The 24167-nt window shown below is 75.6% G+C and carries 23 protein-coding genes, 1 tRNA gene and 1 pseudogene; 11 read left to right on the forward strand and 14 right to left on the reverse strand.

Annotated elements, in window-relative coordinates:
• Nucleotides 1-19 precede the first annotated feature (19 nt).
• Entirely contained in the window at nucleotides 20-1357 is a 1338-nt protein-coding gene (gene bioA, locus FSW04_RS23440; RefSeq protein ID WP_146922679.1) for an adenosylmethionine--8-amino-7-oxononanoate transaminase, read from the forward strand.
• Here the strand turns inward: bioA and FSW04_RS23445 are convergent.
• On the reverse strand, nucleotides 1345-1527 hold the full coding sequence (locus FSW04_RS23445; RefSeq protein ID WP_187369050.1) for a rubredoxin: 183 nt from the start codon (nucleotides 1525-1527) through the stop codon (nucleotides 1345-1347). The genes bioA and FSW04_RS23445 overlap by 13 nt on opposite strands.
• Before the next feature lie 44 nt (nucleotides 1528-1571).
• On the opposite strand from FSW04_RS23445, the gene FSW04_RS23450 reads away from it, so the two are divergent.
• Genes FSW04_RS23450 through FSW04_RS23460 form a run of 3 tightly spaced genes read left to right on the forward strand, consistent with a single transcriptional unit; the run spans nucleotide 1572 to nucleotide 4375 of the window.
• On the forward strand, nucleotides 1572-2228 hold the full coding sequence (locus FSW04_RS23450) for an NUDIX hydrolase (protein WP_187369051.1): 657 nt from the start codon (nucleotides 1572-1574) through the stop codon (nucleotides 2226-2228).
• A gap of 10 nt (nucleotides 2229-2238) precedes the next feature.
• Complete coding sequence (locus FSW04_RS23455; RefSeq protein ID WP_146922683.1) at nucleotides 2239-3303, forward strand: NADH:flavin oxidoreductase/NADH oxidase; 1065 nt, start codon at nucleotides 2239-2241, stop codon at nucleotides 3301-3303.
• A gap of 52 nt (nucleotides 3304-3355) precedes the next feature.
• Nucleotides 3356-4375, forward strand: coding sequence for an NAD-dependent epimerase/dehydratase family protein (locus tag FSW04_RS23460; RefSeq protein WP_146922685.1), 1020 nt, complete (start codon nucleotides 3356-3358; stop codon nucleotides 4373-4375).
• Here the strand turns inward: FSW04_RS23460 and FSW04_RS23465 are convergent.
• The 3 genes from FSW04_RS23465 to FSW04_RS23475 all read right to left on the reverse strand — a co-directional run bounded on the left by FSW04_RS23465 (nucleotide 4356) and on the right by FSW04_RS23475 (nucleotide 6739).
• Nucleotides 4356-4757, reverse strand: coding sequence for a hypothetical protein (locus tag FSW04_RS23465; protein ID WP_146922687.1), 402 nt, complete (start codon nucleotides 4755-4757; stop codon nucleotides 4356-4358). The two genes, FSW04_RS23460 and FSW04_RS23465, sit on opposite strands and share 20 nt — an antisense overlap.
• A 50-nt stretch (nucleotides 4758-4807) precedes the next feature.
• Complete coding sequence (locus FSW04_RS23470) at nucleotides 4808-5473, reverse strand: SCP2 sterol-binding domain-containing protein (RefSeq protein ID WP_146922689.1); 666 nt, start codon at nucleotides 5471-5473, stop codon at nucleotides 4808-4810.
• An 87-nt stretch (nucleotides 5474-5560) separates the two neighbouring features.
• The gene (locus FSW04_RS23475; RefSeq protein ID WP_146922691.1) at nucleotides 5561-6739 is read right to left on the reverse strand and encodes an acetyl-CoA C-acyltransferase; all 1179 of its coding nucleotides are present in this window, start codon (nucleotides 6737-6739) and stop codon (nucleotides 5561-5563) included.
• Nucleotides 6740-6945: 206 nt separating this feature from the next.
• On the opposite strand from FSW04_RS23475, the gene FSW04_RS23480 reads away from it, so the two are divergent.
• Nucleotides 6946-8445 (forward strand): RNA polymerase sigma factor, encoded by a 1500-nt coding sequence (locus FSW04_RS23480; protein WP_187369052.1) that lies wholly within the window; start codon nucleotides 6946-6948, stop codon nucleotides 8443-8445.
• A 38-nt stretch (nucleotides 8446-8483) separates the two neighbouring features.
• Nucleotides 8484-9539: a Glu/Leu/Phe/Val dehydrogenase family protein gene (locus FSW04_RS23485; RefSeq protein WP_228430691.1), complete on the forward strand. Its 1056-nt coding sequence runs from the start codon at nucleotides 8484-8486 to the stop codon at nucleotides 9537-9539.
• 13 nt (nucleotides 9540-9552) lie between these two features.
• On the opposite strand, the gene FSW04_RS23490 is transcribed toward FSW04_RS23485, so the two are convergent.
• The 4 genes and pseudogenes from FSW04_RS23490 to FSW04_RS23500 form a co-directional block, all read right to left on the reverse strand.
• The gene (locus tag FSW04_RS23490; RefSeq protein ID WP_146922696.1) at nucleotides 9553-9798 is read right to left on the reverse strand and encodes a hypothetical protein; all 246 of its coding nucleotides are present in this window, start codon (nucleotides 9796-9798) and stop codon (nucleotides 9553-9555) included.
• A complete protein-coding gene (locus FSW04_RS28775; protein WP_407653005.1) occupies nucleotides 9795-10022 on the reverse strand; it encodes a hypothetical protein in 228 nt (75 codons plus the stop codon). Before FSW04_RS28775 ends, FSW04_RS23490 begins: the two co-directional genes overlap by 4 nt.
• Nucleotides 10023-10124: 102 nt before the next feature.
• A pseudogene (locus tag FSW04_RS28780) lies at nucleotides 10125-10588 on the reverse strand (MBL fold metallo-hydrolase); the annotation flags it as partial.
• A 9-nt stretch (nucleotides 10589-10597) separates the two neighbouring features.
• A complete protein-coding gene (locus FSW04_RS23500) occupies nucleotides 10598-11797 on the reverse strand; it encodes an MFS transporter (RefSeq protein ID WP_187369053.1) in 1200 nt (399 codons plus the stop codon).
• Nucleotides 11798-11904: 107 nt separating this feature from the next.
• Between FSW04_RS23500 and FSW04_RS23505 the strand changes: the two genes are divergently transcribed.
• Together FSW04_RS23505 and FSW04_RS27585 are read left to right on the forward strand one after the other, a co-directional pair.
• Nucleotides 11905-13254, forward strand: coding sequence for an HD-GYP domain-containing protein (locus FSW04_RS23505; RefSeq protein ID WP_146922700.1), 1350 nt, complete (start codon nucleotides 11905-11907; stop codon nucleotides 13252-13254).
• A gap of 1206 nt (nucleotides 13255-14460) precedes the next feature.
• Entirely contained in the window at nucleotides 14461-16170 is a 1710-nt protein-coding gene (locus FSW04_RS27585) for a bifunctional anthranilate synthase component I family protein/class IV aminotransferase (RefSeq protein ID WP_228430695.1), read from the forward strand.
• Between the two features lie 125 nt (nucleotides 16171-16295).
• On the opposite strand, the gene FSW04_RS23515 is transcribed toward FSW04_RS27585, so the two are convergent.
• On the reverse strand, nucleotides 16296-17687 hold the full coding sequence (locus FSW04_RS23515) for a helicase-related protein (protein WP_228431343.1): 1392 nt from the start codon (nucleotides 17685-17687) through the stop codon (nucleotides 16296-16298).
• Entirely contained in the window at nucleotides 17600-18364 is a 765-nt protein-coding gene (locus tag FSW04_RS27590) for a DEAD/DEAH box helicase (protein ID WP_228430696.1), read from the reverse strand. The genes FSW04_RS23515 and FSW04_RS27590 overlap by 88 nt, the downstream gene beginning before the upstream one ends.
• Before the next feature lie 125 nt (nucleotides 18365-18489).
• Between FSW04_RS27590 and FSW04_RS23520 the strand changes: the two genes are divergently transcribed.
• Nucleotides 18490-19341, forward strand: a complete 852-nt coding sequence (locus FSW04_RS23520; protein ID WP_146922702.1) for a PhzF family phenazine biosynthesis protein — start codon at nucleotides 18490-18492, stop codon at nucleotides 19339-19341.
• A gap of 96 nt (nucleotides 19342-19437) precedes the next feature.
• Here the strand turns inward: FSW04_RS23520 and FSW04_RS23525 are convergent.
• From FSW04_RS23525 to FSW04_RS23535, 3 genes are all read right to left on the reverse strand, one after another.
• A tRNA-Pro gene (locus FSW04_RS23525) sits at nucleotides 19438-19511 on the reverse strand.
• A 13-nt stretch (nucleotides 19512-19524) separates the two neighbouring features.
• Complete coding sequence (locus FSW04_RS23530; RefSeq protein WP_146922704.1) at nucleotides 19525-19764, reverse strand: hypothetical protein; 240 nt, start codon at nucleotides 19762-19764, stop codon at nucleotides 19525-19527.
• Nucleotides 19761-21530, reverse strand: coding sequence for an RNA polymerase sigma factor (locus tag FSW04_RS23535; protein WP_146922706.1), 1770 nt, complete (start codon nucleotides 21528-21530; stop codon nucleotides 19761-19763). Before FSW04_RS23535 ends, FSW04_RS23530 begins: the two co-directional genes overlap by 4 nt.
• 103 nt (nucleotides 21531-21633) lie before the next feature.
• Between FSW04_RS23535 and FSW04_RS23540 the strand changes: the two genes are divergently transcribed.
• A complete protein-coding gene (locus FSW04_RS23540; protein WP_146922708.1) occupies nucleotides 21634-22398 on the forward strand; it encodes a Nif3-like dinuclear metal center hexameric protein in 765 nt (254 codons plus the stop codon).
• A gap of 27 nt (nucleotides 22399-22425) precedes the next feature.
• Here FSW04_RS23540 and pdxR read toward each other — a convergent pair whose 3' ends face one another.
• Complete coding sequence (pdxR, locus tag FSW04_RS23545; RefSeq protein WP_228430698.1) at nucleotides 22426-23784, reverse strand: MocR-like pyridoxine biosynthesis transcription factor PdxR; 1359 nt, start codon at nucleotides 23782-23784, stop codon at nucleotides 22426-22428.
• Between the two features lie 168 nt (nucleotides 23785-23952).
• Here pdxR and FSW04_RS23550 point away from each other — a divergent pair, with 168 nt between their 5' ends.
• Nucleotides 23953-24135 carry a hypothetical protein gene (locus FSW04_RS23550; RefSeq protein ID WP_146922712.1) on the forward strand — a complete coding sequence of 61 codons (183 nt, stop codon included), beginning with the start codon at nucleotides 23953-23955 and terminating at the stop codon, nucleotides 24133-24135.
• Nucleotides 24136-24167: the final 32 nt, after the last annotated feature.

Below are 24167 nucleotides of genomic sequence, written 5' to 3' on the forward strand. Positions count from 1 at the left end.
GGGTCATACGGTTCGGCCCATGACGACCGCCGAGCTCCGCGCCGCCGACCGCGAGGTCCTCTGGCACCCGTTCACCCAGCAGCAGGGCTGGCAGGCCGAGGACGCGCCGATCATCGAGCGAGGCGAGGGCTGCACGCTCTACGACACCGACGGCAACGCCTACCTCGACGGCGTCTCCTCGCTGTGGTGCACGGTGCACGGCCATCGCCACCCCGCCATCGACGCGGCCGTGCGCGCGCAGCTGGACCGCGTCGCCCACACGACGATGCTCGGCCTGTCGCACCCGCCGGCGATCGAGCTCGCCCGGCGCCTGCTGGCCGTGGCGCCGCGCGGCGACCGCGAGCTCACGCGGGTCTTCTACTCCGACAACGGGTCGACGGCCAACGAGATCGCCCTGAAGATGGCGTTCCAGTGGCACAAGCTGCGCGGCGACGAGGCGCGCACCCGCTTCGTCTACCTCGACATGAGCTACCACGGCGACACGGTCGGCTCGGTCTCGGTGGGCGGCATCGACCTCTTCCACACGCTCTTCCGCCCGCTGCTGTTCGACGGCCTGCGCGCCGCCGCGGGCGATGCCGCCGACCTCGAGCGGATCCTGCGCGCCCACGGCGACGAGGTCGCGGCCGTCATCGTCGAGCCGCTCGTGCAGGGCGCCGCGGGCATCCTGCTGCAGCCCGAGGGCTACCTGCGCGCGGTGCGCGAGCTGTGCGACCGCTTCGGGGTGCTCATGATCGTCGACGAGGTCGCGACGGGCTTCGGGCGCACCGGGACGATGTTCGCCTGCGAGCACGAGGGCGTCGTTCCCGATCTCATGAGCGTGGCCAAGGGCCTGACCGGCGGCTACCTGCCCCTGGCGGCGACGCTGGCGACCGAGCGCGTCTACGAGGGCTTCCTCGGCGAGTTCCACGAGTTCCGCACGTTCTTCCACGGCCACACCTACACGGGCAACCCGCTGGCCTGTGCGGCGGCGATCGCGTCCCTGGACGTCTTCGAGGACGAGGGCACGCTGGCGGCGCTGGCCCCGAAGATCGACCTGCTCGCCGAGCTGCTCGCCGAGCACGTGGCGCCGCTGGCGTCGGTGGCCGCGATCCGCCGGCTGGGCTTCATGGCCGGCATCGAGCTGACCGAGTTCGCGCTCCAGGACCGCATGGGCCACCGCGTGACCCTCGCGGCGCGGCGGCGCGGCGCGATCGTGCGGCCGCTGGGCGACGTCGTCGTGCTCATGCCGCCGCTGTCGATGTCGCCGCGGGAGCTGACGCGCCTCGTGACGATCACCGCCGCGGCGATCGCCGAGGCGACCGGGGTGCCGGCCGCCCCCGCGGGCGACCGGATCGGAACCGGGGCTCAGTCCTCGTAGGCCACGAAGTCCCGCTTGCGCGCACCGCACACGGGACAGAACCAGGTGTCGGGGATGTCCGCGAACGCGGTCCCCGGGGGGATGCCGCCGTCGGGGTCCCCGTCGGCCGGGTCGTAGATGAACCCGCAGGACTCGCAGATCCACTTCTGCACGGTGGCGCTCTCGCTCATACCGGGCGAACGGTAGCGGGCCGCCCATGGGTAAGGTCTCCTGCGTGTCGATCGATCGCCCGGGCCCGGGAGAAGAGCTCAACGCCGGCCCGCCGACGGTCCCGCGCCAGGCGGCCACCGTCATCCTGCTGCGCGGCGGCGCGCAGGCGCTGGAGGTCCTGCTGGTCCAGCGCACGCCGGCGGCGCGCTTCATGGGCGGCGCCTGGGTGTTCCCCGGCGGCGCGGTCGACGCCCACGAGGGCGAGGGCGACCGCGCCCACCGCCTCGCGGGGGTCCGCGAGCTGGCCGAGGAGGCCAACGTCCACGGCGTGCAGGCCGACGACCTCGTCAAGTTCTCGCAGTGGATCACGCCGGCCGAGGTCAAGATCCGCTTCGACACGCACTTCTTCCTGGTCTCCGCGCCCGAGGACGCCGATGTGCGCGTCGACGGCAGCGAGTGCGTCGACTTCGTGTGGACGACGCCCGAGCTCGCCCTGTCGCGCCAGCGCGAGGGCGAGCTGCTGCTCGTGTTCCCGACGATCAAGCACCTGGAGCAGATCTCGCGCTTCGACTCGGCCGACGCGCTGCTGGACCACGCGCGCGGGCTCGAGGTGCTGCCCGTCACGCCGCGGGTCATCGGCAGTGGCGAGCAGGCCCGCGTCGTGCTGCCGGGCGAGCCCGGCTACGCGGTCGGCGCGGGGCGCGAGCCCGGCCTCTCCTAGGCTGCGGCAGGTGCCCCACCTCTTCTCGCCGCTCACGCTGCGCGGCGTCACGCTGGCCAACCGGATCGCGTGCTCGCCGATGTGCCAGTACTCCTGCGGCCCCGACGGCCTGGCGCTGCCGTGGCACCTCGTCCATCTCGGGGCGCGGGCGATCGGCGGCGCGGGCCTCGTGCTCACCGAGGCCGCGGCGGTCGCGCCCGAGGGCCGCATCTCGCCCGCCGACCTGGGCATCTGGAGCGACGCGCACGCCGAGGCGCTGGCGCCCATCGCCGCGTGGATCGCGCAGCAGGGCGCCGTGCCGGGCATCCAGCTCGCCCACGCCGGGCGCAAGGCCAGCACGACGCCGCCCTGGGCCGGCAGCCGTGCCGTCGCGCCCGCCGATGGCGGCTGGGAGCCCGTGGCCCCCACGGGCGCGCCGTTCTCGGACGCCTCCCCGGTGCCGCGCGCCCTGTCGGCCGCCGAGGTCGCCGCGCTGCCCGGCGCCTACGCGGCGGCCGCGCGGCGCTCGGTCGACGCCGGGATGCGCTGGCTCGAGGTCCACGCCGCGCACGGCTACCTGCTGCACGAGTTCCTCTCGCCCCTGAGCAACGACCGCGGCGACGCCTACGGCGGCGACGACGAGCGCCGCGCCCGGATCGTCCTCGACGTCGTGGCCGCCGTGCGCGCCGAGGCCGGCGAGGACGTCGTGGTGTCCGTCCGCGTCTCGTCCACGGACTGGACGCCGGGTGGCTGGGACGGCGACGACACCGTGCGCCTGGCCCCCCTGCTGCGCGACGCCGGGGCCGACCTCATCGACTGCAGCTCGGGCGGCAACGTGCCGCGGGCCGACATCCCGCTGGGCCCGGGCTACCAGGTGCCGTTCGCCGAGCGGGTGCGGCGCGAGACCGGGATCCCCACGGGCGCCGTGGGGCTCATCATCGATCCCGCGCAGGCCGACGAGCTGGTGCGCAACGGCCGCGCCGACCTCGTCCTGCTGGCCCGAGCGCTGCTGCGCGACCCCTACTGGCCGCTGCACGCCGCCCGGGCGCTCGGCCACGAGGCCGCGGTGCCCGTGCAGTACGCCCGGGCGTTCTGAGCGCGTTCTCAGCGCGGTCGACGCGCACGGGGCCGAGGCGTAGGGTCGCGCGATGAGCCGCCTCACCGTCGCGGTGACCGGGCCCACCGGCGAGATCGGCAAGCCGTTCGTGCGTGCCCTGAACCGCTCGCGCGAGGTCGGCCGGATCATCGGGATGGCCCGGCGACCGTTCGACCCGGTCGCCCACGGGTGGACGAAGGCCGAGTATCGCCAGGGTGACGTGCTGGACCGCGCGTCGGTGCAGCGCCTGTGCGAGGGCGCCGACGTCGTCGTCCACCTCGCGTTCATCATCGTGGCGGGCTCGGGCGAGAGCGAGCACATCAACCTGGAAGGGTCGCGCAACGTCTTCGAGGCCGCGGTCGCCTCGGGTGCGCGGCGGCTCGTCTACGCCTCGTCGGTGGCGGCCTACGGCTTCCCCGACCTCGACCGGCGCATCCTCGAGGAGGACGCCGCGTCCGGCCACCCCAACATGCCCTACTCGCGCCACAAGGCCCAGGTCGAGTCCCTCCTCGACGACGTCCTGGACGACGCCGAGACCGACGCCTACGTCTTCCGTCCGTGCATCGTCGCCGGACCCGAGGCACCGATCCTCGTCAACCAGGTCCCGTTCGTGCGCTGGGGCGACCGCCTCCCCGGGCCGGTGCGCTCCCTGCTGGGCGCGGTGCCGGGCGCGCGGCCGATCCTGCCCGACCCCGGCGTGCCGTTCCAGCTCGTCCACCACGACGACGTCGCCACGGCGCTGCGCGCCGGCGTGGTGGGTCGCGGCCGTCCCGGCGCCTACAACCTGGCGGCCGACGGCGAGATCACCGTCGGCGACCTGGCGCGGGCGCTCGGCTACCGGGCCGTGCCCGTGCCCGACCTCGCGGTGGGCGCCACCGCCGAGCTCGTGGCGCGGCTGCCGTTCATGCCCGACGAGGCGAGCTGGATCGAGGCGCTGCGGCGCCCGACGCTGATGGACACCTCGAAGGCGCGACGGCTGCTGCGCTGGCGGCCGCGTCACGACGCGGCGTCGACGCTGGCGGCAACCGTCGCCGCCGTGCGCGCCGCCGGCGTCAGCGGGGGATCTCGGTGACCGGCACGCCGAAGCGCCGCTGCGCCTCGCCGAAGACGTCGTCCTCGCGGTAGCGCGCGGACTCGTCGTCGCGCGCGAAGATCAGCACGCGGTCGGCGGGGTAGGTCGCCAGCGCGTCCTGGAGGGCGACGAGTGGCTCGCTGTCGCCGGCCTTGGCCTCGGTGCGCGCGCCCGCGGCCGACAGCGCCTCGGCGGTCTCGCGGGCGGTCGACTCGGCGTCGATGATCGCCTCGTCGCTGTCCGACATCCAGAAGGCGAGCGGGGACTCGTTGACCGCCGGGGAGATGACGAGGACCTCGGCGCCCTCGACGGCGTCGTCGCCCAGCGCCTCCCGCACGGCTCCGGCGTCGATGGGATCAGTGGCCAGGACGAGGAGCTTCATGCCTCGGCGGTGCCCGGGCACCGCGGGCCGCAAACGCGGCGTGCGCGGCGTTAGGCCTGCTCGGGAGCGGGAGCGGGGGCTTGGGCCGGGGCCTCGGCCTCGGCGGCCGGATCGACCGGGGCGGCGGCCTCGGCGTCGGTCGGCACGCGCTCCTCGCCGGCCGGCTCGGGCTCGGGCTCGGCGGCGGGCTCGAGCTCCTCCGCAGGGGACTCGGCCCCGGCGGCCGGCTCGGTCGCAGCCTCGGCCTCCGCGGGAGCCTCGGCCTCGGCGGCCGGAGCGACCTCCGCGGGAGCCTCGGCCTCGGCGGCGGGCGGCGGCGTGGGCTCGGGCTCGGGCTCGAGATCGGCCTCGACCTCGTGCGCCCCCACCGTGGCGGGCACGACCCGCAGGACCTTGGCGACGGGCCCCTTGGTGCGGACCTCGCCGCGGGCCAGCGCGATCGTGGCGTTCAGCTCGCCGAGCAGCAGCGCGCGCCCCGTGTCGGCCTCCATCGAGAGCACCACGTCGGGGCGCAGGTTCGTGGAGCCGAGGTCGATCCGCGGCCGCTTGTTGACGCGCACGTCGAGCGTGACGGTCGCGTCGGGCGAGCGGAACGCGAACTGCACGACGGCGTCGGCCTGGCGCAGCTGCTCGCGGCGAGCAGCGTTGTACATCAGGTTGTTCAGGATGCTGCCGAGCTGGTCGTAGACCTCGGCGTCGGACTCGTAGTGCGCCATGGGTCCGGTGAGGGTACCTGGGACGGACCGCAGGCCGGTGCCCCACCCCGGCCGGCCGCGCGGCCGGGGTGGAACCCGCCGTGCCGCTCAGGCGCGGCCGAGCAGCAGCGCGATCCCCTGGCCGCCGCCGATGCACAGCGTGACGAGCCCGTACTCGTGGTCGCCGCGCTCCATCTCCGACAGGCACTTCGTCGTGATCGCCGCGCCGGTCGCCGCGATCGGGTGGCCCAGCGCGATCGCGCCCCCGTTGGGGTTGACCTTCGCCGGATCCAGGCCCAGGTCCCGGATGACCGCCAGCGACTGGGCGGCGAACGCCTCGTTGAGCTCGATGACGCCGATGTCCTCGAGCTTGACGCCGGTGCGGTCCAGGACCTTGCGCACGGCCGGCACCGGGCCGATGCCCATGACCTCGGGCTCCACGCCGCACGACGCATAGGCCAGGATCCGCGCCCGGACCGGCGCGCCGAGCTCCTGCGCCTTGTCGGCGCTCATGAGCACGAGCGCCGCGCCGGCGTCGTTCATGCCCGAGGCGTTGCCGGCCGTGACCGTCCCCTCGCGCTTGAAGATCGCCGGCAGCTTGGCCATCCCGGCCTGGTCGACCTCGTGGCGGATGTGCTCGTCGGCGGCGAAGTCGACCGTCTCGCGCTTGACGCGGACCGCCACCGGGACGATCTCGGAGTCGAAGCGCCCGGCCGCCTGCGCGGCGCTGGCCCGCCGGTGGGACTCGACGGCGAACGCGTCCTGGTCCTCGCGAGAGATGCTCATCCGCTCGGCGAGGTTCTCGGCCGTGACGCCCATCTTGATGTCGCTGAAGGGATCGGAGAGCGTGCCCTGGACGGGGTCGACGACCGGCGCGGGGCCCATCTTCGAGCCCCAGCGGCCCTGGGTCAGCCACATCGGCGCGCGGCTCATGGACTCCGCACCGCCGGCCAGCGTCACCGATGCCTCGCCGGTCTGGATCGCCTGGGCGGCGGATACGAGCGCCTGCACGCCGGTCCCGCAGAGGCGGTTGACCGTGAAGGCCGGCGTCTCCTTCGGGATGCCCGCCTTCATGCCGACGACCCGCGCCATGTAGGGGTCGGTCGTGTCCGTGTGGATGACGTTGCCGAACACGACGTGCTCGATCTGCTCCGGCTCCAGCCCGGCCCGCTCGATGGCCGCCGTGGCCGCCGTGGCGCCCAGCTCGGTCGGCGCGATGCCGGCGAGCGACTTGCCGTAGGAGCCGATCGCGGTGCGCGCGGCGGAGGAGATGACGACGTTGGTCAAGATGCGTTCCCTTTCGATCCCGGAATGTCCGGCCGGGGAGAGTAGGCGGTGGAGATCGCAGACCAGGCCGTCACCTTCGGTCACGGGCATCGTTACAGTGGCCGGAGGGGATGCCCTGTGGAAGCTTCGGCGCTGTCACATCCGGTGGGGCTCGGCCGACGGTCGGTCATCGGCCCCTGCTGCGCCTGCGCAGCGACGAGCAGCTGGTGGCCCTGTTCCGCGCCGGCCACGACGAGGCCTTCGGGGTCATCGAGGGCCGCTACCGCCAGCGCCTCATCGCCTACGCCGCCCAGATGCTCGGCGGCGCGCGCTCCGACGCCGAGGACGTCTGGCAGGACGTGCTGGTGCGCGCCTACCACGCGCTACGCGTCGACGCGCGCCCGGTGAGCCTGCGGGCGTGGCTGTACCGCGTCGCGCACAACCGGTGCATCGACCAGCTCCGGCGCCCGTCGCCGGCGGCCGAGGACATCTACGACCTCAACCGGGTCCCGCAGGAGGACCCGATGGCCGCGGCCGAGCGCCGCGAGGACCTGCGCCGGCTCGTGCGCGACGTCGGCCGCCTGCCGGAGCAGCAGCGCTCCGCGCTGCTCATGCGCGAGATGGAGGGGCTGTCCTACGTCGAGCTCGCCGGCGCGCTCGGCGTCACCATCCCGGCCGTCAAGTCCCTGCTGGTCCGCGCGCGCATCGGCCTCGTCGAGGCCATCGAGGCGCGCGACACCGCCTGCGGCGACATCCGCACCGACGTCGCCGCGGCGCACGACCGCGGCGTGCGCGTCAGCGGCCGCTCGCGCCGCCACCTGCGCGAGTGCGCCGGATGCCGCGAGTACCGCACGGCCCTGCGCGGCGTCAGCCGCCAGCTCAACGGCCTGGCCCCCGGCTCCGGGCCGCTGGCCACCCTCGCCAAGATCCTCGGCCTCGGCGGCGCGGGCTCGGGCGCAGCCGCCGGCGGCAGCGCCGCGGTCGGGGGCGCCGGCGGAGCGGCCGTGGTCGCCGGCGGCGGTGCCGCGAGCGCCGGCGGCGGGGTCGCCGCCGCAGGGGTCACCGCAGCCGCCGGCGGCGGCGCGGCCCTCGGCACCGGCGCGGCCGCCGTCACCGCGGGCAAGGTCGTCGCGGTCGTCGCGGCCGCCGCGGTCGTCGGCGGGGGGGCGGCCACCGTGGAGCAGCAGGTCCAGCACCAGCGCCCCGCCACGCCGATGACGGCCCCGGCCTCGCACGTCCGCGCCGTGGCGACCGGCACCGCCGTCGCCTCCACCGGCCGCGGCGCCGACCTGCCCCTGGGGACGCCGGCGACGCCGGTCCCCGCCCACGACACGACGGGCGGCGCGCCGTCGACCCCGGCCATCGGCGACGCCGCCGGCGCCGCGGTCAACGGCGTCACCGGCGCCGCCACGCAGGTCGCGCCCGTCGAGCCGATGACCGGCGGCGTGCAGGCGCCCGACGACGCCGCCGAGCCGGCGGCGACGTTCACGCCGGCCGACCCGGCGACCGCCACGGCGACCACCGCCGGGCCGCCCGTGGGCGGCCCGGCGAGCACGCCCGGGCCCGTGGCCGCCGCGACCTCCGGCACCGCCCCGCCACCGGCGACGAGCACCTCCGGCGACAGCGCCGTGGCCGCCGCGGGCACCGGCGCGACCGCCGCGCCGGCGAGCGCCGCGACCCCCGCAGCCACCCCGCCCGCGCGCGCGGCGTCGACCCCCGCGCCCTGACCGTCGCCGGCGGCGGCGCCGCGAATCCGGACGCTAAGGTGGCGCCCATCGAGCGCTACCTCGCCACCCTCGACCACGAAGAGCTGTATGTGCGCCGCGGCCCCCGCTCGGGCCTGTTCACCATCGTCGCCGTGCACTCGACCGTCCGCGGGCCCTCGCTCGGCGGATGCCGGCTGTGGAGCTACGCCGACAACCGCGCGGCCGTGCGCGACGCCCTGCGCCTGTCGGAGGGCATGACCTACAAGTCCGCGGTCGCCGGCCTGGCCCTCGGCGGCGGCAAGGGCGTCATCGTGCGCCCGCCCGGCCTCGTGCTCGACCCCAGGCTCCGCCGCGCGGCGCTGCTGGACTTCGGCGACACCGTGGAGCGGCTCGGCGGCAGCTACGTGACGGCCGAGGACGTGGGCACCGCCACACGCGACATGACGGTGATCGCCCAGCGAACCCGCCACGTCAGCGGGCTGTCGCGACGCGCCGGCGGCTCCGGGGACCCCAGCCCGTTCACGGCGCTCGGCGTCGTGCACGCGATCGAGGCGACCTGCGAGCGCGTCTTCGGCTCGGCATCGGTGCGCGGGCGGTCGATGTCGGTCGTCGGCCTGGGCCACGTCGGGCTGCGGGTCGCTCGGTTGCTGGCGCGCGCCGGAGCCACGCTCGTCGTCGCCGACATCGACCGGGCCAAGCGCGACGAGGCGCGGGCGCTCGGCGCGCGCTGGGCCACGCCGGCCCGGGCGATGACCGCGCCCGTCGACGTGCTGGTGCCCTGCGCGCTGGGCGGCGTGCTCGACCACGACTCCGTGACGCAGCTGCAGGCCCCGGCGGTCGCGGGCGCGGCCAACAACCAGCTGGCCTCCTCCGACGTCGCGCAGCTGCTCCTGGACCGCGGCGTGGTGTGGGCGCCGGACTTCGTCGCCAACGCCGGCGGCATCATCAACATCGCGGTCGAGTTCGAGCCCGGCGGCTACGACCCCGCCCGGGCCCGCATGCGCACCCGGGAGATCGGTGACACGCTGCGGCGCGTGTTCGACACCGCCGCGGTGGGGGCCACCACGCCCCTGGCCGCGGCGATGAGCGTCGCCCGAGAGAACCTCGCTGCCTGACGGCGGCGGGGGCTCAGACCACGCCGTCGGAGCCCGCGCGCGAGACGGGCGCGGACGCGGGCGCCGCGGCCAGGCGCCGGCGCTCGGCCTCGGCGTCCTCGAGCGTCTCGTCGGGCCAGTGCCCGTTGGCGTCGAAGAACGCGCGGGCGCGGTCCTCCTGACGGCGGTCCTCGTCCCCATGGCGCATCATCCAGATGATCCATCCGACGCCGACGACGCCGGCGACGCAGATGAAGATCCCGTAGATCAGGGAGATCATGCGTCGCCCAGGGTAGACGAGCCCCACTCCGGGCGCTGCACGCCCGGGGGCAGCCGGCCCTCCTCCGCCAGCTTGTCCAGGTGGGCGGCCAGCGTCACGCCCGCCGCGCGCCGCAGGCCGTCGGGGACGTCGTCCCACGCGGCGTCCAGCAGCGCGTCCACGTCGCGCGCGCCGGCGTCCAGCGCCGCGACCAGGCGGCGCTCGCGGTCCAGGCGGTGCGCCACGTAGGCGTCCAGGCGCTCCGCGGCGTCGCCGATCGGCGGGCCGTGGCCGGGGAGCAGCGCCTCGAAGTCGTGCTCGCGCAGCCGCCGCAGGCCGTCGAGGTAGCCCCGCAGCGCGCCGGGGTCGGGCGCGATGAACACGCTGCCCTCGCCGAGGACCGCGTCGCCGGTCAGGCACACGCGCCCGAACGCGAAGCACAGCAGGTCGGGCGCGTGGCCGGGACGGCGATGGCCTGCAGCGGGCCGATCGTGTCGCCGTCGCGCAGCGTGCGGGTGGCCCCGGCGAAGCGGGCCGCGGCGACCGGCACGCCGCCCGCGTGGTGGGCGACCTGCTCGGCGGCGTCGGCGTGGTCGTGGTGGTCGTGCGTGAGCACGACGCCGGCGATGCCGCCCCGCGCGGTGCCCTGGGCCAGCACCGCGGCTACGTGCTCCTCCAGCGCGGGCCCCGGATCCACGACCCAGCAGGGATCGCGGCCGACCAGCCACGTGTTGGTCCCCGAGAGCGTGAACAGCCCCGGGTTGTCCGCGCGGACGAGGGCGACGTCATGGTCGGTCAGCGGGTCGGCCATGGCCCTACGCTACGCGACGGCGCCGTCGGCCACGATGGGCCGCCGGGCCCACACCGCGGCGATAACGACGGCGCCCACCCCTGCGACCGCGTAGGCCACGCGCGGCGACGACGCCGCGGTCAGCAGGCCGCCGACGACGAAGCCGATGCCTGGCGCCACGGCGCCCACGGACTCCAGCAGCCCGGCGGCGCGGGCCTGGTAGGCGTCGCCCACCGAGTCCTGCAGCGCGGTCATCACCGAGATCCACTGGATCCCGTTGCCGACGCCCCCGACGACGCTGGCCAGGCAGGCGAGCAGGAGCGTCGGCGAGGCCGCGATCCCCGCATAGCCGACCCCGACGGCCAGCGTGGAGGCGAGCACGAGCACGTGCAGCGACATGTCGCCGGCGCGCGCGAAGACCACCGACCCCAGGATGACCCCGACGCCCCAGGCGCCGAGCATGACGCCGTAGCCGAGGCTGCTGGAGTGCAGCGTCTCGCGCACGAAGACGACCGAGATCGGCACGACGAGCGTGAAGAAGACGATCGCCACGCCCTCCCCGGCGACGAGGCGGCCCGCCGTCGGGTGGCTGCGGACGTGGCTCAGGCCGTCGCGCACCCGGGCCCGCCACCCCTGGTGGTCGCCGACCACGGCCATCGGCAGGCTCCGGCGCGCGGCGGCCAGCAGCAGGCCCGCGCAGAGGAACGAGCCGGCGTCGATCCACAGCGCGGCGTCCACGCCGCCGAAGTGGATGACGACGCCCGCCAGGACGGGCCCGGCCGCGCTCGTGATCGCGTAGGCGACGTTGAGCAGCGCGTTGCCCTCACGCAGCACGCCGGCGGGCCCGAGCACGCCCGCGACCGCCCCGCGGGTCAGCCCGCGGGCCGTGAGCGCCAGCACGCCGTCGGCGAACGCGAGCGCCAGGACGCCGGGCAGCCAGAACGCCGTGCTGAGCTGGGCCAGGCCCGCGAACGCCCCGGCCTCCAGGAAGTAGACGACGGGCACGACGCGCCCGATGGCGCGCTGGTCCAACCCGGCGGTGAGCGCCGGCGAGAGCAGCGCCGGCATCGACTTGGCGGCCAGGAACAGGGCGGTCGTGGCCAGCGCGCTGCCGGTCTGCTGCAGGACGAGTACGGCCAGGGCCACCACACCGAGCATGTCGCCCAGCCCGTTGAGGGTGTACGAGGCAGCCAGTGGGGAGAACCCGGCAACGCGCAGCGAGCTCCTCACCGGGCGCAGCTTAGCCACGGATGCGGTCCGACGACCCGCGCGTCGTGCCGCGTCCGAACACCCGCTCACGCCTAAGGATCGTGGTGCATCGACCGATATGAAGGGAGATGGCGCGTCGGTCCGTGTTTGCGCTGCAGGCAGCGCTCTTCGTGGCGGCGATCACCGCCGCGGTCTTGACCTCCCGTGCGTCCGACTGGCACCCCATCGGACTGGTGGTCGGCCTCCTGCCGCTCATGGTCCTCAGCGAGGCGCTGGCGATCGAGACGAAGTCGCTGCGCCTGTCGGGCGGCTTCATCGTCGTCGTGCTGGCCACCGCGCTGCTCGGCCCGGCGCCGGCGCTCGCGCTGCAGATGGTCGCCCTGACCGTCGACGCCATCCGGCGCCCGCTGCCCCGCGACCTGCGCCTCGCCAACCTCTGCTCGGGGTCGGTCTACCCGATCGTCGGCGCGCTGCTGGTCCGGGCCCTGGGCCTGCCCACCGCCAACGACCTCGACTTCGCCCTCGGCGTCTTCGCGGTCTTCTTCGTCACCAACACGGTCAACTTCTCGACGATCGCGATCCCGTTCAGCATCACCCACGGGGTCTCGCTGCGCAAGCAGGTCGTCACGGCGTTCCTGCCCATGCTCCCGGCCGAGGCGCTCGCCGGGGCCCTGACCGTCACGATCGCGGTGACCTACCGCGCCGTCGGAGCCACCGCGCTGGCCGCGCTGTTCATCGTCCTGTTCCTCTTCCAGGTCCTCACGCGCGAGCTCCTGCTCTCCCAGCGCCGCGCCGAGGAGCTCGAGACGCGGTCGACCCAGCTGGCCTCCCTGCAGGTCGGGGTGCTGAGCGCGATGCTCCAGACGCTCTCGCTGCGCGACCGCATGACCGCGCGCCACTCGGCCGCCGTCGCGCGCTACGCCCGGGCCATCGCCGCCGAGATCGGCTGCTCGGAGATCGAGCAGGAGCTCGTCCACACCGCCGGCCTGCTGCACGACATCGGCAAGTTCGCGTTCCCCGACCGGATCCTGCTCGCCAACCGCAAGCTCGACGACGACGACTGGAACATCGTCCGCACGCACCCCTACCAGGGAGCGCGCCTCGTCCGGCGGATCGACGGCTACGGACCGGTCGCCGAGATCATCCTGGCCCATCACGAGCGCATCGACGGCCGGGGCTACCCCCGTGGCCTCGTCGGCGAGGAGATCCCGATCTTCGCGCGGATGATCTCCATCGCCGACACCTACGACGTCATGACCGCGCGCGACTCCTACCGCACGCCGGTCCCCCAGGCCGAGGCCTTCGCCGAGCTGCGCCGCGTCTCGGGCGCCCAGCTGGACGGCGACCTCGTCGAGGTCTTCATCGGCATCCTCGGCCGGCGCGACCTGACGTTCCAGCACACCACCGACGCCGACTTCGAGCACGAGCTCGACTTCGACCGCCGCGTGCTGGGCTACTCGCTGCCCCTCGCGGCCTAGCGCCCGGCCGCGCGCTCGGCCGCGCCCCAGGTGCGCCGCTGCGCGCCTGGAAGGCCTCGGGAGGCCCCGCGCGGCACCCGATCGGGCGCCACGACGGCGTCGCGAGCGCATGCGGCGTCCGGCAGGCAACACCGCGGGGAGCAGGCGAAAGCTGGCTAGGACATCTGTCCAGACAGCGCTGAATACCCCAAAGTGGGGATGGCGCGATGGACGTCTGAACCAGCAAGATGAGCAACGACGGAAAGGTCGCGCCGGCTTTTGCAGGGCTCAGGCGCGACCCGACCGCTATTCGTCCATGTGGCTGCAGGGAGCGCAGCCATCCGCAGAGGGGGGTGCACACCATGGGCTGGGGCCACTAGATTTCCCACAACGGTTTTGCCAGGAGGCGCCTCGTACGGCGCCTCCTCGCCGTTAAGCGGCGTTGCGACATTCATCTTGAGGGATCCGGAGGGTCACTGGACGGGTGTTCGACCGGATTACGGTGTCGATCCGAGGGGGCGCGGTGCCCGTGCCTGCTCAGCGCGCCGCGACCCGGTGGACCGTGCCCGCCTGCGAGACGACGTCGACCCGGCCGGAGCCGCACGCCACGGGCGGCCGCCGCGGCCGCCGGCGTGGTGGCGGTCGCCCCCGTCGCCGACCCCGCCTCGCTCGCGGAGGGCTGGGCGCCCGCGGGCCGGGGTCGCGGTCGCTGCCCCACGCGGCGAGCGCGAGGTCGGCGGTGACGGGCAGCAGCGCGCGGCCGAGCATCGCGGGAGCAGTTGCAGAGCCTCCCCCACACGAGCCGCCTGGCCGGGGTCGGCACAATGCGGGCATGCCCGCCGGTGTCGCCACTGTCGCCACCGCCCGCGCCGTGCGCATCGGGCTGCCGGGCGACACGCCGGCCCACCGGGCGGCGCTGCTCGTCTCGCAGGACCGGCGACCCGTGGCGCTCACCGGCGTCTGGGCGGGGGCGGCGGCGATCGTGGCCGGCGAGCCCGTGCGCATCGCGGGCCCCGGCGACGATCCGTTCGCCCTGCTCGACGACCTGCCCGAGGTCGGCGAGGCGCCCGCGGACTTCGTCGGCGGCGGATGGCTCGGGACGCTGGGCTACGGCCTCGGGCGCCGCCTGGAGGCGCTCGGACCGCCGCCTCCGGCCGCCGAGCGCCTGCCGGCCGCGGTCCTCGGGTTCTACGACCACGTCCTGCGCCTGGACGCCGAGGGACGGTGGTGGTTCGAGCGCTGTGGACCGACGAGCGCTCGGCGCAGCTGGAGCAGCGCCTGCAGACGCTGGGCGACCGGCTCCGCGCCGGAGTGGGCGCGCCGCGGCGGGTCCGGACCGGCCGGTGGTCGGCGACGCCGTCGGCCGCGGGCCATGCACGGGCCGTGGAGGCCTGCCGCGAGCGGATCGCGGCCGGCGACCTGTTCCAGGCCAACCTCGCCCTGCGCCTGCGCGCGACGGTGTACGAAGGCCGCCCGGCCGACATGTTCGCGCGCGGCGTCGAGGCGCTCGCGCCCGACCGCGCCGCGTTCGTCGGCGACGGCGACCGCGCCGTCGCGAGTCTGTCGCCCGAGCTGTTCGTCACGCGCCGGGGCGATGAGGTGGCGACGGCGCCCATCAAGGGCACGCGCCCACGGCGGTCGGACCCCGGCGACGACGCGGCGCAGCGCGCCGCGCTCCGGGCGTCGGCCAAGGACCGGGCCGAGAACGTGATGATCGTCGACCTCATGCGCAACGACCTGGGACGCGTGTGCACGCCGGGGACGGTCCGGGTCGGCGCGCTGGCCGAGGTCCGCCCGCACGCCGGCGTCTGGCACCTGGTCTCCGAGGTGTCCGGCCGCCGCCGCGCGGGCACCGGCGACGCCGAGCTCGTCCGGGCGATGTTCCCGCCGGGGTCGGTGACCGGCGCGCCGAAGCTCGCGGCCATGGACGTCATCTCGGCGCTGGAGAGCACGGAGCGCCAGGCGTTCTGCGGGGCGATCGGGCTCGCCTCGCCCGTGGCCGGCCTCGAGCTCAGCGTGGCGATCCGGACATTCGAGTTCGACGGGCCTCACGCCTGGCTCGACGTCGGGGGCGGCGTCGTCGCGGACTCCGACCCGGCCGAGGAGGCGGCGGAGTGCCTCGCCAAGGCGCGACCGCTGCTGGCGGCGCTCGGCGCCGGGCCGCCGGCGGCCGTGGCGGTCCGTGACGGGACGGTCGGTGACGCGGCGGCGGTGCCGGTGCCGCCGCGGCTGGGCGCCCGGCCGCGGCGGCGCCCCGACCCGGCCGCGGGCGTCTTCGAGACGCTCCTGGTCCGCGACGGGATCGCCGTGGCGGCACGGCGCCATCTCGCGCGCCTGGCGGCGAGCGCCGAGGCGCTGTACGGCCTGGCGCTGCCGAGCGGTCTGGCGGCGCTGGTCGATCACGCGGCCGTCGAGCACGGGGGCCCGTGCCGGCTGCGCGTCCGGCTGGCCGCCGACGGCGCGGTCGCGCTGGAGGCCGGGCCCCTGCCGTCTCCGGCCGGCCCGCTCGTGCTCGAGCCCGTCTGTCTGCCGGGCGGGATCGGCGCCCACAAGTGGCAGGACCGCCGGCTCCTGGAGGGGCTCGAGGCGGTCGCGCTCCCGGCCACGGTGCTCCTGGTCGACCTCGACGGCCTCGTGCTCGAGACGGCCCGCTCGTGCATGTTCGCGGTCCGGGACGATGAGCTCGTGACCCCGCCGCTGGACGGCCGCATCCTGCCCGGCGTGACCCGCGCGCGCGTCCTCGAGGCCGCCCGGGCGGCCGGCGTCGCGGCCTCCGAGCGCCCGCTGCACCTCGACGAGCTGCGCCACAGCGATGCGGCCTTCGCCGTCAACGCGCTGCGCGGCGTCCAGCCCGTCGCGGCGGTGGACGGGACGCACCTCGGGCGACCCGGCGACCGGGTGCGGACGGTCATCGAGCGGTACCCACAGCTGTGGTAGTGACGGCGCGGCCCTGCTCCCGGAGCATGCGTCGGCGGCCACGGTCTGGTGCCCCCTTGTCAGCTCGTGGCCGCAGCTGTGCCCGCACCCGGGATCCCGGCGCAGCGCCCACGTCCCGCCGGCCCTCAGAACGCCGTGGCCAGCGCGAACGGGAACACCGGCCCCGCGCCCTTGCGCCGCAGCTGCCCGGCGAGCATCGCCAGGGTCCAGCCGCTGAACCGCAGGTCGTCGACGAGCAGGCACGACCCCGAGGGCGGCGCGCCGCGCACGGCGAACGCGCCACGGACGTTGGCGACCTGCTGCGGGGCGTTGGCCATCTCGCGCTGCGGCGGGCCGTCGGCCACGCGCTCGAGCACGTCCTCGTAGGCCAGGCCGAGCGCGACCGCCAGGCGCTGGGCCAGGTCCGGCACCAGGGCGCCGCTACGGAGGGAGGGCACCGCCGTGACCCAGCTCACACCGACCTGCCACGCCCGGACCGCCTCGGCTGCCGCGGCGACCAGCTCGTCATCAAAGCGCCCTGCGGCCCGGCCCGAGCGGACCAGCGGATCCCAGCCGCCGTCGCCCATGCGCGCCAGCGCGCGCCCCTCCTCGGCCCGCACGACCTCCGGGATCTTCTTGAGGCGGCCATCGGCCTCCGGCGCCATCTTCTTGACCTCGAGCACGATGGGCCGCGAGCGCAGATGCCGTGACGCCTCCCGGACGAGGGCGGGGTCCAGCGGGCCGTCCCACCGGGGCCCGGTGCACACCGAGCAGCGCCCGCAGTCCTGCGGGTCGGGGTCATCGAGCTCCTCCTGCAGCGCCCGCATGAGGCACCGGCCATCGGCGCCGAACGCCGCCATCGCGGCCTGCTCGCGCCGGCGCAGCTCGGTGATGCGCGCGTAGCGCTCGGCGTCGTAGTTCCATCCGGCGCCGGGCCGCAGGATCCAGCGGGAGCCGCTGCGATCGACCGCACCCTCGACGTCGAGGACCTTGAGCAGCCCCTCGATGCGCCCCCGTCCGAGGTTGACCTGCGCCATGAGCTCCTGCGTCGACGCCCCGTCGCCGGCGACGGCGTCGAGGTGCTCGAGCACGCGGTCCACGACCTCGCGGCGGGGAAAGGCCTGCTCGATGAAGAAGTCCTGGATACGCCGGTCCTCGGCGCCGCGCAGGAGCACGACCTCCGCGCGGTCGATGCCGCGCCCGGCGCGGCCGACCTGCTGGTAGTAGGCGATGACCGAGCCCGGCGCCTGGTAGTGGACGACGAACCCCAGGTCGGGTTTGTCGTAGCCCATCCCCAGTGCGCTGGTGGCCACCACGGCCTTGAGCTCGTTGCGCAGCAGGCGCTCCTCGACGGCGATGCGCTGCTCGGTCTCGATCTCCCCGCTGTAGGCCTCGGCGGCAATCCCCTGCCCCGTGAGCCACGTCGCCACGATGTCGGCGTCGCGCTTGGTCAGCGTGTAGATGATCCCCGAGCCCGGCAGCTCGGGGAGCCGGCGCGCCAGCCACGCCAGCCGGTCGGCCTGGGCGGCCAGCTCCACGACCTCGAAGCGCAGGCTCGAGCGCCCGAGCGCGCCGCGGTAGGTCCGCAGCCCGGCGCGCTCGCGGCCGGCCTGCAGCTGCTCGGCGACGTCGGCCACGACCCGGTCGTTGGCGGTGGCAGTGGTGCACAGCACCCCGACGCCGTCGGGCAGCGCCCGCAGCATGTCGCCGATGCGGCGGTAGTCGGGCGGAAGTCGTGGCCCCAGTCGCTGATGCAGTGCGCCTCGTCGACCACGAGCAGACCCACGCGCGCGGCGAACACCGGCAGCATGGTCTCGCGGAACTGCGGGTTGTTGAGCCGCTCCGGGCTGATGAGCAGCAGGTCGACGGCGTCCTCGGACAGCAGCCGCGAGACCTCCTCCCAGGACTCGCGGTTGGTCGAGTTGATCGTGTGGGCCGACAGGCCGAGCCGCCGGGCGGCATCGATCTGGTTGCGCATGAGGGCGAGCAGCGGCGAGACGATGAGCGTCGGGCCCGCACCACGCTCGCGCAGCAGCGCCGTGGCCACGAAGTACACCGCCGACTTCCCCCAGCCCGTCCGCTGCACGCAGAGCACGCGCGCGTGGTCCTCGACGAGGTCGCGCACCGCCTCGAGCTGATGCTCGCGGAACCCGGCCTCGGGCCCAGCCAGGGTCTGCAGCAGCTGCTCGGCGCGGGTGTCGGTCGCGGTGCTCATGTGCTCCCGACGGTAGACCACGCGCCGCCGGCGACCCCCGGACGAGGCGATGCCGACGCAGATCCTGCGCTGGTTCGTGACCATCGACGCGTCCCGCCTCACAGCCCTCGCGCCATCATCCGGCCATGCCCGCTCCCGACACCCCCGACGTCCTGCGGCTCGCCGCGTTCACCGACCGTCCCGACGGTGGCAACCCCGCCGGCGTGGTCCTCGACGCCAGCGGGCTCCGCGGCGACCGCATGCAGGCCATCGCGACCGCCGTCGGCTACTCGGAGACCGCGTTCCTGACCGCTCGCGACGACGGCTCGCTCGACGCCCGCTACTTCAGCCCGGAGGCGGAGGTCCCGTTCTGCGGGCACGCCACGATCGCCGCCGCGGTGGCGGTCGCCGGGGTGCGCGGACCGGGGCGGCTGGTCCTGCACACCCTCGCCGGGGACGTCCCGGTGCGCACAAAGCGCGATGGCGGCGTGGTCACCGCGACGCTGACGAGCGTGACGCCGGAGGTCGGCCCGGTCCCCGGCGCCGACCTGGCGACGGCGCTCGACGCGCTGCGCTGGGCACCCCGGGACCTCGACCCGGACCTGCCGCCGCGGATCGCGTTCGCCGGCGCGCGCCATCTCGTGCTGGCCGCCGGCTCACGGGCGCGCCTGGCCGACCTCGACTACGACTTCGCCGCCCTGAGGACGTACATGGCCGCTCGCGACCTGACGACCGTCGATCTCGTCTGGCGCGAGGACCCGCTCACGTTCCACGCCCGCAACCCGTTCCCGGTCGGCGGCGTGGTCGAGGACCCCGCGACGGGCGCTGCTGCGGCGGCGCTCGGGGCCTACCTGCGCGCGCTCGGCGCTGTGACACCCCCGGCCCGCGTCACCATCCACCAGGGCGAGGACCTCGGGCGCCCGAGCCTGCTGACCGTCGACATCGACGCCGGGAGCGGCGGCATCGAGGTCACGGGCACCGCGGTGGCGATCGCGTGAGCGCCGCCGCCCGTGGACGATCGTCGCCGGCACGTCGCGGCCCGACAACGACGAAGGGCCGCATCGGGTATGCGGCCCTTCTGACCTGCGAATCCATCGGGGCGCCCGGATTCGAACCGGGGACCTCGCCGACCCGAACGGCGCGCGCTACCAGGCTGCGCCACGCCCCGAGGACCAAGGATGCTACTCGCCCGTGCCCGCGACGGCCTTGTAGTAGCGGACCGCGAGGCCGGTCATGAGGGTCTGGAAGGCCGCATCGAGCGTCATGTCCGCGTGCTCGGCCCAGCGCTGCAGGCCCTCGTCCTCGATCGCCTGGGCCTCCGCGATGACGTCGTCGCACAGCTCCGGGTGGCGATCGGCGAAGAACGCGCCGATGGAGTACAGCCCCGTATCGGTGAGCGGCTCGAGCGGATCGCTGCTCACGAGCCCCCGAGCAGCCCACTCACGGTTCCGGTGACCCCGTCGACGGTCTTCCCGGCGGTGCCTGCGACCGCGCCCGTCGCGCCCTGGACGGCCTGCGCACCCGCGGTGCCGACGGTGCCCTTGACCTCGGCGACCGTCTGGCCGACCTGGCCGGCGGCGCCCTGGGCGACCGCGCCGGCGGCCTGGCCCGCCGCCTGGCCCGCGTCGACGGTCTGGTCGACGGTCTGGCCCACCGCCTGGCCCGTGTCCTCGACGACCTGGCCGGCGGTGCCGCCGATGGTGGCTCCGGCCGCGTCGGTGACGTGGGAGACGACCTGCCCCGCCGTCGCCGGTGCCGAGGCCGGCGGCTGCAGCAGCGCGACCGGGTCGGGATCGACCAGCGGCTGCGTGCCGCCGCCCGAGGACCCCGCGCCACCCAGCGCGCCCGTGAGCACCGACGGCGTGCTGTCGTGGCCGGCCGGACGCGCCGACGACCCCGTCGAGGCCGCCCCGGAGGCGGCGCTCGGCGCGGACCCCCCGGCGCCGGCGCCCGTGCCCGGATCGGCGCCCGCAGACCCCTGGGACGCGCCCGGCGCCGTCGCGGGCCGCGTCGCGCTGCCCGACCCCGCGCCGGCGCGGCCGGCGGGGGTCCGTGCGCTCGTGGCGGCGACCGCCGCAGCGGCCCGCGCCCCGGCACCGGACGATCCGGCGGCGCCGCCCGGCCCGCCGGTGGGCTGCGCCGCCGCCGCGCGCGCGGCGCCGGTGTCGTGCTGGACCACGGCGCCCGCGCCCACGCCCGTGAGGGCGAGCGCGGCGACGGCCGCGGCGGCCTTGACCCAGCCGGCACCGGCGGAGTCCCCGTACTGGGCGGCGGCCAGCGAGGCCTGCGTGAGGGATGTCCCGTGCTGCGCGACCCCTGTCCCGGCGGCATCGGCGTGACCGCCGTCGGGCGCGTCGGTCCCGCCGAGCCGGCGCCGCAGGAACGCAGGCAGCGGCAGCAGCGCCGCCAGCCGCGACCGCGTGCGCCCGCGCATCAGAGCCGTCACGTCCAGGCCCGCAAGCTGGGCCTCGCGGCGACAGGGCGTGCACTGCGCGAGGTGGCTGCCGACCCGGCGCTCCTCCCGGCCCGACAGCGCCGCCGCGCCCGTCGTGCCCGCGCGCCCGACGGCCGCCCGAACCACCAGGCAGCGCTCACCGGTCACGAGCTCGGAGTACTCCTCGGTCAGGCGGCGGCGCGCGCGGAACAGCGTGGACTCCACCGCTGCGCGTGAGAGCCCGAGGCGCTCGCCGATCTCCCGGTACGACAGGCCCTCGAGCTCACGCATGACGAGGATCTGGTGATGGGTCGGCGAGAGCCCACCGAACGCGCCACACAGGTCTGAGAGCCGCTGCTTGGCGTCCACGGCCGCGTCGGGCCCGGGCGCCGGGCTGGCCAGCCGGCCCAGGTCGGCCGCACCGAGGGCCTCCTGTGCGTCGTAGGAGACCTCTTCGGAGCGGCGTCCGCGGCGGAACGCGTCGATGCCGGCGTTCTTGGCGATCTCGTAGATCCACGGCTTGAACGCGATGGGCTGCGTCGTCTGGCGCATGCGCCGAAGCGCCGCGACGAAGACCTCCTGGGTGAGGTCCTCGGCGCGCCCGTGGTCGCGCACCATCCCGTAGAGGTAGGCGGAGATCCGGCGGTGGTAGCGCTGATACAGCCGCTCGAACGCGCGATCGTCGCCGGCGCGGACGGCGCGGACCAGATCGTGATCGGCAGCGTCGGCGCGACCCCTTGCGGTCGCGGGCACTGCCGGTACGGCGAGCGTGGCCAAGATCTCGTTCCCCGTTCCCCTGTGCGCCCCGGCCCCCGGCCCGCGCGCGACGGAACTGTAGCGTTTCCCCGAACTGCCGATGCCGAGCCCCAGAGCCCTGACCGACCACCTCGACGCGCTGCTCGAGATCGACGACTTCCGCGACTACGGCCCCAACGGTCTGCAGGTACCCGCCAACGCCGATGTCCAGACCGTCGTGACCGGCGTCTCGGCCCACGTGGACCTCTTCTCCGCCGCCGCGCAGGAGGGCGCCGACCTCATCGTCGTCCACCACGGGCTGTTCTGGCGAGGTCAGCCGCTGGAGGTGACCGCGCCGATGTACCGCCGCCTGCGCCTGCTCTTCGACCACGACATGGCGCTGGCCGCCTATCACCTGCCGCTGGACGCCCACCCCCGCCACGGCAACAACGCGCTGCTGGCCGAGGGCCTCGGCGGCCTGCGCCCGCGCCCGTTCGCCGCCAGCGAGGGCCGCGACATCGGCGTCCGCGTCGAGTTCGACGGCGACGGGCTCGGCCTGGCGGAGCTGACCGACCGCGTCCGGGATCTCGTCGGCGGCCGCGAGCCGCTCGTCGTGGACGGCGGGCCCGAGCGCATCCGCAGCCTCGGCATCGTGTCCGGCGGCGGGACCGACTACGTGCACGAGGCGGTCGCCCTGGGGCTCGACGCGTTCCTGACCGGCGAGCCGGCCGAGCGGGCGTTCGGCATCGCCCGCGACGAGGGCATCCACTTCCTCGCCGCCGGCCACCACGCCACCGAGACCTTCGGCGTCCGCCGCCTCGGCGACCTGCTCGCCGACGAGTTCGGTGTGCGGCACGTCTTCGTCGATGTGCCCAACCCGATCTGATCCGCAGGCCGGGCCGGGGATCCGGCCCTAGGACGTCGCCGGCGCCCCGGAGCCCGTCGCGATCCCGGCCAGCGCCCGCACCCCGCCGGCGACGGAGGCCTCCGGGATGTTGGCGTAGCCGAGCATGAGCCGGGACACCCCGCCGTGCTCGAACCCGTGCAGGCCGACGCCGCGCTCCCAGGCCCGGGCCAGCAGCGGCCCGAGCGCCCAGGCGCCGGGCAGGCGCGCCGTCACGTGCAGCCCCGCCGGCAGCCCCTCGACCACGACGGCCGGCAGGTGGCGCTCGAGCGCGCCGACCAGGAGGTCGCGGCGGCGGCGGTAGCGGCCGCGCATGCGCCGCAGGTGCCGGTCGAGGTCGCCGCGCTCGATGAACCGCGCGAGGGCCAGCTGGTCGATCTGCGGGCTGCCGGAGTCCGCGAGCGCCTTGGCCTCGGTCACCGCCTCCGCCAGCCCCTCGGGCAGCACGGCCCAGCCCAGGCGCAGGCCGGGCGCGAGCGTCTTGGACGCCGTCCCGAGGTAGACGACGTGGCCGGGCGCCAGCGCCTGCAGCGCCCCGACGGGCTCGCGGTCGAAGCGGTACTCGCCGTCGTAGTCGTCCTCGAGGATCCAGGCCCCCCGGCGCACCGCCCACTCCACGACCCCCGCGCGCCGCTCCGGCGCCAGCGCCATGCCGAGCGGGTACTGGTGCGAGGGCGTGATGAGGACCGCGCCGACATCGGCGCCCTCCAGCGCCTGCACGACCAGGCCGTCGCGGTCGACGGGGACCGGGACGACCGCCAGCCCCTCGCGCGCGAGGACCCGGCGATGCACCGGGAAGCCCGGGTCCTCGACGCCCACGCGCCCGACGCCGCTGCGGCGCAGCGCGCGCGCCAGCACCGCCACCGCCTGGGTCATGCCCGTGCACACCACGATCCGCTCGGGCTCGGCGGCCACGCCGCGTGCGCGCCCGAGGTACGCCGCCAGCGTCGCGCGCAGCGCGGGCACCCCCGCGCGGTCCCCGTAGCCCAGGGCGGCGTCGGGCGCGTCGTGCAGCGCGTCGCGCAGCGCCGCCAGCCAGGCGCGCCGCGGGAAGGCCGACAGGTCGGCGGCCTCGACCCGGAAGTCGAACCGGACCGAGCGCGGCGGACCCGGAACGGCGGGCGGCGACGGCTCGTGGCGCTCGACGTGCGCGACGCGCGTGACCGCCCCGGCGCGGGACACGAGAAAGCCCTCCGCGGCCAGTTGGGCGTAGGCCTCGACGACGACGCCGCGGGAGATCCCGAGCTCGGCGGCGAGCGCCCGCGTCGACGGCAGCGGGGTGCCCGCGTGGAGCACGCCGCGGCGGATGCCGTCGCGCAGCTGCTGCTCGAGCTGCTCGCGCAGCGGCCGTGCTCCGGAGCGGTCCACAGCGACGAGCAGGTCCAGTCCGAGGTGCGGTGCCGGGCGCCACCCCGACACTGTGACAGCGCCCGACGCACCGGAAGTCAGATATCCGGCTCGATCGGTTGTCGCCGTCCACCCTGCGCGCTACGTTCCAATCGTCACCACCACCCATCCACATAGGAGGGCATGCCGATGGCCATTCACCTGACGCCGACCGAGTTGGCACGCGAGTCCGGACTCGATCGGCGCGACGTCATCGCCAAGTGCATGGAGATGGGCGTCCCGATCTTCCAGGGACGCATCGACAAGACGCTCTTCATCGCCTCGCTCGAGAGCGGCGTCAGCGTCCAGCAGCCGGCGGAGGCCACCGCCTAGCGGCGGACCGCACGATGCACCTCGCGCGCTCC

Origin of the sequence: Baekduia soli (assembly GCF_007970665.1) — a bacterium.
Classification (GTDB): domain Bacteria; phylum Actinomycetota; class Thermoleophilia; order Solirubrobacterales; family Solirubrobacteraceae; genus Baekduia; species Baekduia soli.

What these genes read in the sequence shown, in the direction of transcription:
- bioA (WP_146922679.1), top strand. Translation starts at nt 20, where the DNA reads ATGACGACCGCCGAGCTCCGCGCCGCCGACCGCGAGGTCCTCTGGCAC.
- FSW04_RS23445 (WP_187369050.1), bottom strand. Translation starts at nt 1,527, where the DNA reads ATGAGCGAGAGCGCCACCGTGCAGAAGTGGATCTGCGAGTCCTGCGGG.
- FSW04_RS23460 (WP_146922685.1), top strand. Translation starts at nt 3,356, where the DNA reads ATGAGCCGCCTCACCGTCGCGGTGACCGGGCCCACCGGCGAGATCGGC.
- FSW04_RS23465 (WP_146922687.1), bottom strand. Translation starts at nt 4,757, where the DNA reads ATGAAGCTCCTCGTCCTGGCCACTGATCCCATCGACGCCGGAGCCGTG.
- FSW04_RS23470 (WP_146922689.1), bottom strand. Translation starts at nt 5,473, where the DNA reads ATGGCGCACTACGAGTCCGACGCCGAGGTCTACGACCAGCTCGGCAGC.
- FSW04_RS23490 (WP_146922696.1), bottom strand. Translation starts at nt 9,798, where the DNA reads ATGATCTCCCTGATCTACGGGATCTTCATCTGCGTCGCCGGCGTCGTC.
- FSW04_RS23505 (WP_146922700.1), top strand. Translation starts at nt 11,905, where the DNA reads ATGGCGCGTCGGTCCGTGTTTGCGCTGCAGGCAGCGCTCTTCGTGGCG.
- FSW04_RS27590 (WP_228430696.1), bottom strand. Translation starts at nt 18,364, where the DNA reads ATGAGCACCGCGACCGACACCCGCGCCGAGCAGCTGCTGCAGACCCTG.
- FSW04_RS23520 (WP_146922702.1), top strand. Translation starts at nt 18,490, where the DNA reads ATGCCCGCTCCCGACACCCCCGACGTCCTGCGGCTCGCCGCGTTCACC.
- FSW04_RS23540 (WP_146922708.1), top strand. Translation starts at nt 21,634, where the DNA reads ATGCCGAGCCCCAGAGCCCTGACCGACCACCTCGACGCGCTGCTCGAG.
- FSW04_RS23550 (WP_146922712.1), top strand. Translation starts at nt 23,953, where the DNA reads ATGGCCATTCACCTGACGCCGACCGAGTTGGCACGCGAGTCCGGACTC.